Annotated in this window: 11 protein-coding genes and 2 tRNA genes; 1 reads left to right on the top strand and 12 read right to left on the bottom strand. The window is 49.2% G+C overall.

All coding sequences use genetic code 11. From position 1 onward, the window contains the following. Positions 1 to 225: 225 nt before the first annotated feature. Complete coding sequence (locus tag TERTU_RS17130) at positions 226 to 612, top strand: cupin domain-containing protein (RefSeq protein WP_015818957.1); 387 nt, start codon at positions 226 to 228, stop codon at positions 610 to 612. Positions 613 to 630: 18 nt separating this feature from the next. Here the strand turns inward: TERTU_RS17130 and TERTU_RS17125 are convergent, their stop codons facing one another. From TERTU_RS17125 to TERTU_RS17070, 12 genes are all read right to left on the bottom strand, one after another. Next, a complete protein-coding gene (locus TERTU_RS17125) occupies positions 631 to 1026 on the bottom strand; it encodes a GNAT family N-acetyltransferase (RefSeq protein ID WP_015818792.1) in 396 nt (131 codons plus the stop codon). Positions 1027 to 1224: 198 nt separating this feature from the next. Next, positions 1225 to 1629, bottom strand: a complete 405-nt coding sequence (locus TERTU_RS17120; RefSeq protein WP_228378181.1) for a GNAT family N-acetyltransferase — start codon at positions 1627 to 1629, stop codon at positions 1225 to 1227. 535 nt (positions 1630 to 2164) lie between these two features. After that, a complete protein-coding gene (locus tag TERTU_RS17115) occupies positions 2165 to 4402 on the bottom strand; it encodes a methyl-accepting chemotaxis protein (protein WP_015817012.1) in 2238 nt (745 codons plus the stop codon). 612 nt (positions 4403 to 5014) lie between these two features. Beyond that, complete coding sequence (locus tag TERTU_RS17110; RefSeq protein WP_015817696.1) at positions 5015 to 5887, bottom strand: hypothetical protein; 873 nt, start codon at positions 5885 to 5887, stop codon at positions 5015 to 5017. 134 nt (positions 5888 to 6021) lie between these two features. Beyond that, the gene (locus TERTU_RS17105; RefSeq protein ID WP_015817059.1) at positions 6022 to 6894 is read right to left on the bottom strand and encodes a hypothetical protein; all 873 of its coding nucleotides are present in this window, start codon (positions 6892 to 6894) and stop codon (positions 6022 to 6024) included. An 11-nt stretch (positions 6895 to 6905) separates the two neighbouring features. After that, positions 6906 to 8054, bottom strand: a complete 1149-nt coding sequence (locus tag TERTU_RS17100; RefSeq protein WP_015819479.1) for a hypothetical protein — start codon at positions 8052 to 8054, stop codon at positions 6906 to 6908. Positions 8055 to 8685: 631 nt separating this feature from the next. Beyond that, positions 8686 to 8762, bottom strand: a tRNA-Met gene (locus TERTU_RS17095). A 147-nt stretch (positions 8763 to 8909) separates the two neighbouring features. Beyond that, a complete protein-coding gene (gene ychF / locus TERTU_RS17090) occupies positions 8910 to 10001 on the bottom strand; it encodes a redox-regulated ATPase YchF (RefSeq protein ID WP_015818863.1) in 1092 nt (363 codons plus the stop codon). A gap of 92 nt (positions 10002 to 10093) precedes the next feature. Then, a complete protein-coding gene (pth, locus tag TERTU_RS17085) occupies positions 10094 to 10675 on the bottom strand; it encodes an aminoacyl-tRNA hydrolase (RefSeq protein ID WP_015820643.1) in 582 nt (193 codons plus the stop codon). Positions 10676 to 10738: 63 nt separating this feature from the next. Then, positions 10739 to 11368: a 50S ribosomal protein L25/general stress protein Ctc gene (locus tag TERTU_RS17080; protein WP_015820095.1), complete on the bottom strand. Its 630-nt coding sequence runs from the start codon at positions 11366 to 11368 to the stop codon at positions 10739 to 10741. 82 nt (positions 11369 to 11450) lie between these two features. After that, a complete protein-coding gene (locus TERTU_RS17075) occupies positions 11451 to 12398 on the bottom strand; it encodes a ribose-phosphate pyrophosphokinase (protein WP_015817076.1) in 948 nt (315 codons plus the stop codon). A gap of 69 nt (positions 12399 to 12467) precedes the next feature. Continuing rightward, positions 12468 to 12542: transfer RNA gene (locus tag TERTU_RS17070), tRNA-Gln, on the bottom strand. Positions 12543 to 12759: the final 217 nt, after the last annotated feature.

Here is a 12759-nt window from a genome sequence, read left to right as displayed (position 1 = left end):
ATGTAAACCATTGAAATATTAGAAAGTTCCCACATTTTTGTCAGTATTTCAAGGGTGCCCATTAAACAGTAAATAGCTAATAGCAAATAGATAGCATCATCCATTTAATCGGCGGGTTAATAGTACGGGCAAAAAGTATTTTTTACTTTCTCGTAATACCGCGTTAACTTACGCTTTCGTTTCTGCCGCCCGCATCCACCACCCACTATCTGCACGGAGCTGAATATGGCGTTGTCACAAAATCTATTTGAAGCGTTTGTTGTTCTCAACTCAACTCAATCCGCGAGTGTCGAAGCTGTAGATGCATCTCTCTACGAACGACTGGATAACTCATACAACAATATGAGCGGCTGCCAGCTGGTATCCTGCTACACCTTCGCATCGGATTGGCAAAACAGCGAAATGCACCCCAACGGCGACGAACTGGTAATTCTACTTTCAGGCGAAGTCACCTTTGTGCTCGAGCAGCCCGCGGGTGACGAATACGTAACCTTGGCAAAGCAGGGTGATTTTGTGCTGGTCCCCAAAGGTGTGTGGCACACGGCTAAAACAGAAGTTGAGTCGACCTTATTGTTTGTAACGCCGGGGGAAGGTACGGAGCATAGAGCGTGAGAAGAACAGGGGAGGTGCTTAGGTATGCCGAACTATAGTTCCGCTCTTCCCGGTGGAAACTAACGTCCAGCCAAGTTGCGTGTAAAGTTCCGGAATATCAGTGAGTGCGAATAATTCAGGCGCTTCCCCGTGTGACTTTTCGATCAAGCTACTGGCAATGTCCAACCTTCGAAACTTCGGCGACACGAATACAGCATTAATCCAAATTGCAGTCTCGTGATTCATTGGGTTTTCAAAGCCTGTAAATGACAATCCGCCAATCACTGTCCCTTCGATTAAGCAAACGATTGGGTCGGGAATTCGTAGGCCGAACTTTTCTTGTTTAAAATCTTCAAACTCCGGCCATTCATTCTTTAATAGTAAGAATAAATCTGCAGCTAATTGTGATTCTGGTTTAGCCGTTACTATTTGCATTTGGAGATGCCTTCTGAGGTTTATATCCAGTGAACATTCCACTCCTCCAGCGTGTTAAAAGGACATCGGCGTCTTTTTGCGCGTATGCTCGTTTAAGAGCATACAAACCTTGCCAAATAAAGTGTGGCGCTGTAAAGAAAATCAATGGTGGCAAACATAAAATGAGCGCAGCGAAAAGTGACGCTAGGCTCGGGCTCATTATTTGTAATGCAGGTCCATAATCGTTTCCTCAAATTCATCCTGGTCTACAACGTTGAAGCCAAATCGTTCGAAAAACGTTTTCATAATGTCATGCCCTTCAACGTAGCAAATCGAGACTGATTTAACGCCTTTTATCTTTTTTATCTCTTCAAGAACAAGGGCTGTCGCCTTCGATCCGTAACCTTGGCCTTGAAGTGATACGTCAATAATCAATTGATCGATGTATATTTCATTAGGTTTGCCTTCATTGAAATTTGGGTAATATTGTATATACCCGATGGGCTTGTCACCGAGATAGACCCCTCGGTTGACATAATGCTCATGAAACTTAGATGCTGCGATTGCTTCCGACGGCAGGGCAACGTATTTTTCTTGTTCTTTTGTAATCTCCAGATCGATCATGTCAACCCAGTTATCTTTAGTTATATCGCGTAAGCTTATTTGCAATGGATTTGCCTCTATATGTCACAGCTTTTTACTGTACCACTTCAGCCGTGCGAGTGTGATACGGTTGGTAGTGCTGATTCTAGCGTTCAGAATTATTGTTAAATTTATATGGTCGAAGGTTATTTATGACATTGCTGAATTACCCGCTTTGGATTTCTAGCTGCGTGGCTGTTTGGCCGTAAAGGGCGTTATCGGTATGGTCATAGGTTCGATACCAGCAATTCTATTCAAGTAAATCACGCACCGTTACAAAGTAATCTACTTTTGGTTTGGCTAATGTTGGGTCGACCCTTCAGCTAATCAAGTGTGGGATTGGCTGGGTCAAAAAATCGAGGAATGGTAGACTTTGGTGTTTTGGCATTGGAATATTTGGTCGGCTTGTAACAGGCTTTGAATGAAAAGTTAGGAAGAATTAATTTTTAGGGACCTCTGATTAACCTAGTGATTCCTATAGTATTATTCTGGGTTGGAGAGATAGCCCCGTAGCTTTTTATCGACTGGTTTTAAAATGCCCGACAAGTGACTGTAGATTCGTTGCTAGCTTGGCCAATTCTTCACTGGCAGCGGTAATTTGGAACGCTGCTTCACTGGAATCACTACTCATACTATTAATACCCGTGATCTGAACATTGATATCTTCCACTACCCGGGATTGTTGCTCTGCGGCGCTGGCTATACGGGCCATCATGTCATCGATACGACCTACCGAACTCACCGCTTCGTCCAGATTACTGGAGGTCGCCAAGGCGCGTTCAGCGACGGTTTCCATCCTATCCACGCTGCTACGCATCACATCGCATGCATCGCTGGTGCCTTGCTGCAAAGCGTGAATCATTTGCGAAATATCCCCGGTGGATTTTTGGGTGTTCTGCGCAAGGCTGCGTACTTCATCCGCCACCACCGCAAATCCCCGTCCTTGCTCTCCAGCACGGGCCGCCTCAATGGCCGCGTTAAGGGCCAATAGATTTGTCTGATCGGCGATACCTCTAATGGACTCAAGTATGCTGGCAATATTGTCACTTTGCGCTTTCAGCTCCTCTACTTTTTGCCAAGCTTGGGCCAGAATTGAGGAAACTTGTTGTACTTCACCGGCTACGTCGACAACACGCTCGGAGCCATCTTTTAATTTAACGCTAGCCTCGTTAGATGCATTTGCTGCCGATGCTGTTGTACGGGCAACGTCAGCAACCGAGGCTGACATTTCATTGATGGCGGCGGCCGCTTGTTCTACGTGTTTTTGCTGAACATTCAGCTTTTCACCAGATTGTGTTGTAATCAACGACAACTCCTCTGCTGCACTGGCCTGTTGATGAGCGGCACTGGCAATACTATTAACGATCTGCTTGAGCCTTGTTGCCATCACAGCAATGGATCTAAACGCGCCACTCTGGTGGTCGACAGCGAGATCCATGGTTAAATCACCCTCTGCAATCTGGCTCGTAATGGATGCCATTTGCTCGGGCTCGGCTCCTAGCGGTCGGATGACGGAGCGCGCCATCAACCAGGCGATGACTGTTATGGGGACCATGGCCAAGGCGAGCACAATTGCGATCACTAAGCGCAAACGTTCGATGTCCGCCATTATTTCGGCCTCATCGATTTCCGCAAGAATAGACCAGTCCAGACCCGCAAAACTCAGGGGGGCATAGGCTGATAACACCGGATTATTGTTGTAATCAATTATCACCTTAACGCCGGATTCCCCTCGGGCGGCAGCTGTAACTGCCTCCGTATCGACACGGCCAACCTGCGGATTTCGGAAGGAGGCTTCAACACTGTGGTTGTCTGGGTCGAGATAGGAGTCTGAGCGCATTAGCTTGTCCTTACCCACCAGATAAGTCTCTCCACTCTCTCCTAACCCCTGTCGCTCGGCCATGATTTCGTTCAGGGAATCAATCGGAAACTGCAATGCAGCCACGCCTACTAAACGGCCTTTATCTAAAATCGGAGCGGCAACAAACCCGGCAGGGGCGTTATAGGATGGTTGATAGGGTTGGAAATCCACCAGCACGGCCTGACCAGTTGTGGTCAGTTTGGCCGCGCGCTTGAACGCTTCTGCAAGGCCACTGGAATCAAATGGGCCATCTAGCAGAGACGTTGCGTAGTCAACCTCTTTAAATACCGTATAGATCACATCTCCCTGAGGGTTAATCAAAAACAAGTCGTAAAACCCAAAGCGCTGGCGGAACTCAGAGAAATAAGGATGATAGAGAGCATGGGCCTCATCATAACGAGTACCGTCCGGGGCCTGCGCCAGGCGATCCTTCTCACCAGTGGGGTGTGGATTTCTGGCGATATATGCCGTTTGAAGCGCTCGTGCGGTACCACTCATTCGATCTATCAAGGATTCTGCTTCGTACAACACAATAGGGTCTTGCGCGTTTAGCGCCGGTAAGAACTCAGTCCGATAGAAGTTAACGAGGCTTGAGGACGATTTGGTAGTTGCGGGATTTTCAGTTTGTTGTCCATAGCTCTTGTAGGCAGCCGCCAGCTCTTCAACTGCCCTAGCTACCTCGGGATTTCGTGCCAGGGACAGGGTCTCATCCTGAACCTGTTGCAGATAGTGGTTGACCGCAAACCGTTTTACCTCTCGCAGAGAGATCAGCTGGTCGAACTTGTTCTGTTTAATAATGCCGGTTGCCACCGTTAATGCGATCAACGAGATGGTGATAGCGGGTACAAGCCCGATAATCCCAACAAACAAGGGAATTTTATGGTGCAACTTCATTACGGTTCCTCGCGCTAAAGACCCGCGCGTTCGCTATCTATCATCGATTCGGTAAACTGAATGCCACGTGTATGCAGCTATCACGACCTAATTGGAAGATTAAAAGCCTGCCCTGTAAATATAGGAGATAAATTCTGTCGTAAAACAATTTATAAGCAGGTGTTACTGTGTTTTGCTCTAACCGCGCTTTGCGTGGGAAAGGACGTACGGTACGTACATTAGATAGTGCATCATTGATTATCAATGTGTCGTATATAGGTACAAAACAAACTAGAAAGCATCATTTTGATTCTATGAACCCCGAATTTTTTTAAAGGGAAAATTGACAGGGGGTTATTCGTTCGTAGCAGGCATGGCTTCATGCATTGGGCGCAGAATTTGTGGCGTAGGACGTGATAGTTAGGACGTGATAGCAGCGGAGTGATTTGGTAAGCGCGGTTCTGTCCAGTAGGTTTCTCCCAGCGCCCAAGGCCTCACAGTCCCACTTACTCATGCCAGCTGAGGTGCGTATTCGGCAGAAAACGCTATATATAATTCGTTCTTCGCATCGTATCCTCGATGCTTCGGTTTCCCGAATGCTGGCGACTGTTCTCTTGGAGCAAAACCTACTTATTAGTTACCTGCCAATATCCTCTGCTTTTCTTCCTTACTAACATTGTCCCACTTCAGTGGCGGGTAGTCTTTTATTAGAGACGTATCTTCCAGCCCGCTTAATGCGGCTTCCTGTTGTGCTTTGGCTCGGGGAGATAAGTTGAGCTGGAGGCTAGCGATAATGTTCTCCATTAAATCCAGTATTGGCTGTTCGTTTACTCTTTTGTCGAGTTCTGACCTCGGAAGATTTTTGAAACGGCCGGGCCAAAAAATAAGCCGCGCCATCATGTCGCTGGCAATAGGGAAAAATACTAGGCGCATAATTGTCCGGTGGGGAGAAAAATTTTCTGATACCACCTCCATTCTGGCAGCGTTTACCGGTAAGTGAGGGATCAACTGCCAGTTAATGGGAGCGTGAAACTCCTGAATGTCGCCTCTTGTTGAATCCAGATGGTGCGAGTACATGTACGTAAGATAATCGCCAATCACATGCTCCAAAGCACGTGGATGAAATAGTGACATATCTTGGGGGTAGTTTATGACTTTGATAAGCCTAAATGACAAATCCAGTTCACCAAGCGGCCCAGTGAACCACGGGCCATTAAACGCCCAGGAATGATAGAAGAAGTCTGCCTCACGCCAATGGTCTACTATGCCACGCGCAGCTTTTTCTTCATCATGATAGTTTCGAAACGATAAGGGGGATTCTTTGGTATAGCGGCGCTGTGGTGCGTACCCTTCATCGTTTGAGCGTTTCGGTCTATGTTTCGGTGCTCTAAAAATTATTTCAGTACCATCATATTCACTTTTTATCATACGCGCCCGGCCAAAGCTCGGCCCCTTGGGAATTATCAGCCCCTTTGGTTCACGTAATTTTAGCGAGACATTAAACATAAGGCTTCCGTGCATTCGTGTTGGCTGGGTTCTCGTTTAGGAAATCGTTCGTCTCTCAGATCATTCTTTTAATACAGGACTGCAGAGCGTCATTTTGCTGCGGATTTACCGCAATTAAACCGCCCGCTACTTTGTTAATCCGCCGCTAGTATCTTCTGTTTTTCTTCCTCACTGACATTGTCCCACTTCAGTGGCGGGTATTCTTTTATTAGAGAAGTATCTTCCAGCCCGGTTAATGCGGCTTCTTGCTGTGCTTTGGCTCGGGGAGATAAGTTAAGTTTAAGGCTGGCGATAATGTCCTCCATTAAATCCAGTATTGGCTTTTCGTTTACTCGTTTGTCCAGCTCCGATCTAGGGAGGTTTTTTAAACGACTGGGCCAAAATATTAAAACGGACATGAGGTCGTCTGAAATCGGGAAAAATACCATCCGTTTAATGGTGCGGTGAGGCGAGAAATTTTCCGACACTACTTCCATTCGCGCTGCATTAACTGGTAAGTGGGTCAATATCTGCCAGTTTATCGGAGCGTGGAACACCTGTATTCCACCTCTGGTCTCGCTCTTATGATATGAATACATATCCGTCAGGTAGTCACCAATCACTTGCTCCAACGCTCTTGGGTGAAAGAGGGACATGTCCTTCGGGTAATTAACCACCCGAACAAGCCGGAACATTAGATTGAGTTCACCCACAGGCCCTGTAAACCAGGGCCCATTGAACGCCCAGGAGTGATAGAAAAAATCGGCTTCACGCCAATGATCAGGCAACCCGCGCGATGCCTGCTCTTCATCATAGTAGTTACGAAATGTGAGAGGATTGGATTCATTGTAACGGCGTTCCGGTACATAGCCTTTGTGGTTAGATCGTTTCGGGCTGTGTTTAGGTGCCTTAAATGCGATTTCTGTTCCTTCAAATTCGCTTCTAATAGTGCGGGCCCACTTAAAGCTAGGCCCTTCTGGGACGACTAGCCCCTTCGGTTCACGTAATTTTAATGAGACATTAAACATTCGAGACCCCTTTATTTATATTTTTTACCAGAAAATTTGGGAATACCTTTTAGCACTGTGGATACAACAAAAACCATTGCGCCGCACAGCCCAACACCAGCACCAACTGCCGCCCCCATCGGGCCTGCTAGTGCACCTGCACCAGCGACCGCAAACCCGGCTCCAGCAGCAGAAAGGCCAAACCCGGCCGCCCCCATGGTTCCAGCTTTACTCACGGATCGGTTACCCCTGATTTCACTCGGCCTGAACCCGACACTTTTGCCCCCATTTCCCGCTAGTTTTAAATTCAAATTTTTAGCCAGCTTCAAAGCATCACCACTGCTCGATGTTGGGCGATTCAAAAAAATTGCATGGTTCTTAAAATCTTTGAGCCCTTCTTTTTCTAAAATTTGCATGGCGCGTGTTAAAACAGCCGAGCCGCCCCAATCGGAAAACCATAACACGCCTTCTACTTGGCGTGCTTTATACATTGTATTTGCTAGTAGGGTTGCGGATTCGGTAATTTCCTTGCTTCTTGTCGAGGCAATGGCTTTATGTGCGGGCTTTAAGCCGACAATACTGCCGTCCCCAGGCGTATGGTGCAAATCAAAACCGGAACCTGCGACCATTCGAGCAATTGTCCCATCGACTTTAACAAGGTCATCATGGGCTGCTAGGGCAATATCTTTTGGGTCGTCAGATGCCTGGTCAGACACTACCACTGAGCGGTAGTCTTTCCGGAGGATATCACCATCACGTTGAAATATTGGATCGCTCTTTAGGTCTTTGCCAATTCGCCATAGCCCGGGCTTTTTCTTATCTTCCTGCATCTTTAAATAATTAGTATCGGCATTCAAGCTTTTCACCACATAGGTTCCATCGGCGCAATCTTCTAAAGTCGCGGTTACACCCGGTAGAACCAGATAAAATATGCCCCTTCCATAGGCCAGTTGAGTCTCCTTTTGGATATAAATGTTGTCCATATTCATGCGCCCGGATGTTAATCCTTTTATACCGCGCACGACTAAGCCCGCCCAGTAGTTGCCAGAAAGCGCGAGCGCTACCAGTTCGTTATATACGGGCAACGCCTGGTTGGAACATTTAACTTTCTTTCCTCCTTTGTCGCCAGCAATAGTGCTAAGTGCGCCTTCTTGGGCTTTTAGTCGGCTGGATTGAAGCATTTCATTTCTCCTTGTAATGCTACGATGAAATTAATTCATTAAATTAATGTTTATAGCTAGATGGATCGGGATTAAATTAAACACAACGAATGATGGACGTTAATAATTTTTAGCCGGTTCGGTGAACAGTTTGGTTATTTGTGTGTGCGCCGAAAGCAGAGGTGCGAGTGTAGTAATTGGGGTAGGGGCTTGAACCAAGCCTCTGTGGGCGCGGTACACGAAATAGCTTCGAACAATACTCGAATTGTCCGGCCGGCAGACGGGGGCTTGGCTTTATAGCAAGCGATATAAGATACAACATCACAGACATTCCCTGTTCGATAGCTCTTGTTGAGCGTCCTGGTCAAATATTGATACTACCGAAAGGGTTATTTATACCATAGACGCCCCATTCCTTGACTGGATTCTGTCGCAAAAATGGTGTTTTTTGAGGAAATTAACAGATGTTGACTAAGGCGCTTTGTGCTTGTTTCTTAAGTTAACCGGCTCGTGAGTTAACCAGCGAGTGCGCCTGGCGCCGAGCAATGGTCTTACAGTCGGGCAGCGGCTTTACAATCGAGCAACGGCTTTGCAATCAAGAGCAGCAGGGTGCGGTATAGAGTTAGAGTGCGGAAGTCGAGAATGAGGAAAATGGTAGCTAGGGGGAGACTTGAACTCCCGACCTCAGCATTATGAGTGCTGCGCTCTAACCAGCTGAGCTACCTAGCCATTTTCTGGTATTGATAACCGCATGTTAGTCCGAATGGGTTATGCAATGGTCACAAACGCGACCTTGCGTTTGCTGGATTCTGATGTTGGCACCAGAATCGAGAGGGCGGCCATTTTCACCAGTTGCCCTCTCGTTGTCAAGAGGCTTTATACGTTAAATCGGAAATGAATGACGTCGCCGTCTTTCACGATGTATTCCTTGCCTTCCAGTCGCCATTTACCGGCTTCTTTTGCGCCAGCTTCGCCGTTGTACTGCACAAAATCGTCGTAGGCGACAATTTCTGCGCGGATGAAGCCTTTTTCGAAATCCGTGTGGATTTTACCGGCCGCCTGCGGTGCGGTTGCGCCAACAGGAATGGTCCAGGCGCGCACTTCTTTTACGCCCGCTGTGAAGTAGGTTTGCAGGCCCAGCAGGTCGTAACCGGCTCGGATAACGCGGTTGAGGCCCGGCTCTTCCATGCCCATTTCTTCGAGGAATTCAACTTTTTCTTCCTCGTCCAGCTCGGCGATTTCAGCCTCCATTTTGTTACAGATTGGCACCACAATGGCTTCTTCTTCCTCAGCAATGGCCATCACCGCGTCCAGCAGAGGATTGTGTTTGAAGCCGTCCTCTTCTACGTTCGCAATGTACATGGTGGGCTTAAGCGTGAGCAGGTTGAGCTCTTTCAGTTTCTTTTTGCGGTCTTCGTCCAGGCCGAACGAGCGCAGGGGCAGGGCTTCGTTCAGGTGCGGCAGAATCTCTTCCAGTAGCGCCTTCATGGCGATTGCGTTTTTGTCCTGGCCTTTGGCGGCTTTGCTATAACGTTGCAGGGCCTTTTCGACGGTATCCAGGTCGGCCAGGGCCAGTTCGGTGTTAATCACTTCAATATCGGAAGCGGGGTTAATGCGGCCGTCCACGTGAATAACGTTAGGGTCGTCGAAGCAGCGCACCACGTGCGCGATGGCGTCGGTTTCGCGAATATTGGCGAGGAACTGATTGCCGAGGCCTTCACCCTTGGAGGCGCCAGCCACCAGGCCCGCAATATCCACAAACTCCATGGTGGTGGGCACGATGCGCTCAGGCTTCACGATTTCTGCCAGTTTGTCCTGGCGAGGGTCCGGTACGGCCACCACGCCGGCGTTGGGTTCGATGGTGCAAAAGGGAAAGTTTTGCGCGTCGATACCCGCTTGGGTGAGTGCATTAAAGAGCGTTGATTTTCCGACGTTGGGCAGGCCAACGATGCCGCAATTAAAACCCATAAGTTTTCCAGTCCAGCGGTTGGCCTTGCCAACCCTTTGTTGTCATTTTGCTTGTGGCAGCGGGAACTGCCAGTTGTTCGTGTTAAGTGCCATTATGCGGTATGCAGTTCGCGCATGGCCTTCTCCCAGTCGCCAGCGACCAGGTCGGTGAGGGTGCGCTCTGCCGCCGTTTGGGCGTCTTCTATCAATCTGTATTCGTCAGCGGGTGCTTTCTTTAGCACGTAACTGGCGACTTGTTTGGCGTTGCCCGGGTGACCAATGCCAATGCGCAGACGCCCGAACTCTTTGTTGTTGCCCAGCGCGGCAATGATATCCCGCAGGCCATTGTGGCCACCGTGGCCGCCGCCAATCTTCAGTTTGGCGGTACCTGGGGGTAAGTCCAGTTCGTCGTGAACCACCAGAATATTGTCTGGTGCTATTTTAAAGAAGTTAGCGAGGGATGCTACTGCCTGCCCGCTGCGATTCATAAATGTGGTGGGCACCAGCAGACGCACGTCTTTGCCTGCGAGGGAAATTCGTGTAGTGAAGCCGAAATGTTTGGGCGTGTTTACCAGGGGCTGGCCGAGTGCTCGAGCAAGGTTTTCGACGAAATCCTGGCCGGCGTTATGGCGCGTGTTGGCGTACTCAGTGCCAGGGTTGCCCAGGCCGACAATCATGGAAACAGGGTTGCGCATGGGGATAACTGCCATATAGAAAAAGGGCAGCGTTTAGCTGCCCTCGGTTCGATCGTTTGCGGCTTACTCTTCGCCGCCTTCTTCGCCTTCGGCTTCTTCGCCGGAACCGCCGCGACCTTTGTTAATGGTCACTACAGCCTGGTCGTGATCTTCGCCGTGGCTCAGAGCCACAGATTCAACGCCCGCTGGCAGATTGAGGTCGGAAATGTGAACGATGTGGCCAACTTCTGCGTCTTTCAGGTCCACTTCAATGAACTCTGGCAGATCCTGTGGCAAGCAGCTGATTTCCAGTTCGGTCAAGCTGTGTGCAACAACGCCGCCCTGCAATTTAACACCTTTACAGCTCTCTTCATTGATGAAGTGCAGCGGTACACGGGTGGTCAACTTCTGAGTGCGTGATACGCGCAGGAAGTCAGCGTGCAACAGCTGAGCTTTAGCTGGGTGACGTTGCAGGTCTTTCAGGATTACGTCTTGCTTCTCACCATCGACTACCAGAGTAACGATGTGCGAGTAAAACGCTTCGTTCTCCAGGTGCTTAACGAACTCGTTTTGTGCAATAGCGATGTTTTGTGGGTCTTTTTCGCCGCCGTATACGATGGCGGGAACCAGGTTGTCGTGACGCAGGCGGCGGCTCGCACCTTTCCCTTGATCGTCACGGGCTTTAGCATTGAGAGTAAAGTCTTCAGTAGACATACTATTCTCCAGTGTTATAGATAAAAAAACACGCTATCCCGCGACCAGGAATAGCGTGGTGGTTTCCCTTGTTGGGGAATTTCTACGAGAACATAGCGCTCAGCGACTCTTCGTTGCTGATCCGACGCATGGCCTCTGCCAGCATATTGGATAAGGTTAGCTGGCGAATGACTTTGCAGTTTTTGCCTTCTTTAGAGAGCGGGATGGAATCGGTTACCACCAGCTCGTCCAATACAGAGTTGTTCAAGCGTTCAATCGCTGGGCCGGAAAGCACCGGGTGGGTTGCATAGGCAATCACTTTTTTAGCGCCGCGATCTTTCAACGCCTGCGCTGCGTTGCACAGAGTGCCAGCGGTATCGACCATGTCGTCCACCAGCAAACAGGTGCGGTTTTCAATTTCACCGATCAGGTGCATCACCTCCGCCACATTGGCTTTGGGGCGACGCTTATCGATGATGGCCAGCTCTATATCCAGTTGCTTGGCCACGGCGCGGGCGCGAACCACTCCGCCGATATCTGGTGATACCACCACCAGATCTTCAAAACTTTGCTTTTCAATATCCGCCAGTAACACTGGTGAGCCATAAACGTTGTCCACCGGCACGTCGAAAAAGCCCTGAATCTGTTCTGCGTGAAGATCCACCGTCAGCACGCGGTCGACGCCGACAGTAACCAGCATATCCGCCACCACTTTGGCGGTAATGGGCACGCGGGCAGAGCGAACGCGGCGATCCTGGCGGGCGTAGCCGAAGTAGGGCACCACAGCAGTAATTCGGCCAGCAGAGGAGCGGCGCAACGCGTCCACAATCACCATTAATTCCATGATGTTGTCGTTGGTTGGTGCACATGTGGGCTGGATAACGAACACATCGCTACCGCGCACATTCTGCTTCAGTTCAACCAGTATCTCTCCGTCGGAAAATTTGTCGACGGTCACATCCCCCAGCGGTATTCCCAGTTTGGCGCACACCTTCTCAGCGAGTTCAGGGTTGGCGTTACCACTAAATACCATCAAATCAGGCACGTTCATGCTCTCCTTCTCGTCGGCGGGTTGCAGGATGTGAAAAATATCATGGCAGGAGTGCGATTGCACTGAAAATGGCTGGGGTGGGAGGATTCGAACCTCCGCATGACGGGATCAAAACCCGTTGCCTTACCGCTTGGCGACACCCCAGTTGCACCTGAACCAGAGAACTGATTGCAGGGGGGAGGCAATGATGCAGTAACGTTAATTTTGCTGTGGCCCCAAAGCCTTACAAATGCTTTGGTCTCCTGGCAAAAAACTTTGCGCTGCCGAGAAAAAAGACTAGCATGCTTTTTTCGTTTTATCAGCTGCGCCAGGCCGTACTGATCAGCCAATCAACCGCATCTCTTACCAGCAGAAAAACCGG

Source organism: Teredinibacter turnerae T7901, from assembly GCF_000023025.1.
Classification (GTDB): domain Bacteria; phylum Pseudomonadota; class Gammaproteobacteria; order Pseudomonadales; family Cellvibrionaceae; genus Teredinibacter; species Teredinibacter turnerae_B.
Note: the sequence above shows the minus strand (reverse complement) of the source record. Positions and strands in the feature narration are given on the sequence as shown.

Excerpts from the sequence above, each read along its gene's own strand:
- TERTU_RS17075 (WP_015817076.1), bottom strand. The coding sequence starts at position 12,398 with ATGAACGTGCCTGATTTGATGGTATTTAGTGGTAACGCCAACCCTGAA.
- TERTU_RS17125 (WP_015818792.1), bottom strand. The coding sequence starts at position 1,026 with ATGCAAATAGTAACGGCTAAACCAGAATCACAATTAGCTGCAGATTTA.
- pth (WP_015820643.1), bottom strand. The coding sequence starts at position 10,675 with ATGCGCAACCCTGTTTCCATGATTGTCGGCCTGGGCAACCCTGGCACT.
- TERTU_RS17110 (WP_015817696.1), bottom strand. The coding sequence starts at position 5,887 with ATGTTTAATGTCTCGCTAAAATTACGTGAACCAAAGGGGCTGATAATT.
- TERTU_RS17080 (WP_015820095.1), bottom strand. The coding sequence starts at position 11,368 with ATGTCTACTGAAGACTTTACTCTCAATGCTAAAGCCCGTGACGATCAA.
- TERTU_RS17120 (WP_228378181.1), bottom strand. The coding sequence starts at position 1,629 with ATGATCGATCTGGAGATTACAAAAGAACAAGAAAAATACGTTGCCCTG.
- TERTU_RS17115 (WP_015817012.1), bottom strand. The coding sequence starts at position 4,402 with ATGAAGTTGCACCATAAAATTCCCTTGTTTGTTGGGATTATCGGGCTT.
- ychF (WP_015818863.1), bottom strand. The coding sequence starts at position 10,001 with ATGGGTTTTAATTGCGGCATCGTTGGCCTGCCCAACGTCGGAAAATCA.
- TERTU_RS17105 (WP_015817059.1), bottom strand. The coding sequence starts at position 6,894 with ATGTTTAATGTCTCATTAAAATTACGTGAACCGAAGGGGCTAGTCGTC.
- TERTU_RS17130 (WP_015818957.1), top strand. The coding sequence starts at position 226 with ATGGCGTTGTCACAAAATCTATTTGAAGCGTTTGTTGTTCTCAACTCA.
- TERTU_RS17100 (WP_015819479.1), bottom strand. The coding sequence starts at position 8,054 with ATGCTTCAATCCAGCCGACTAAAAGCCCAAGAAGGCGCACTTAGCACT.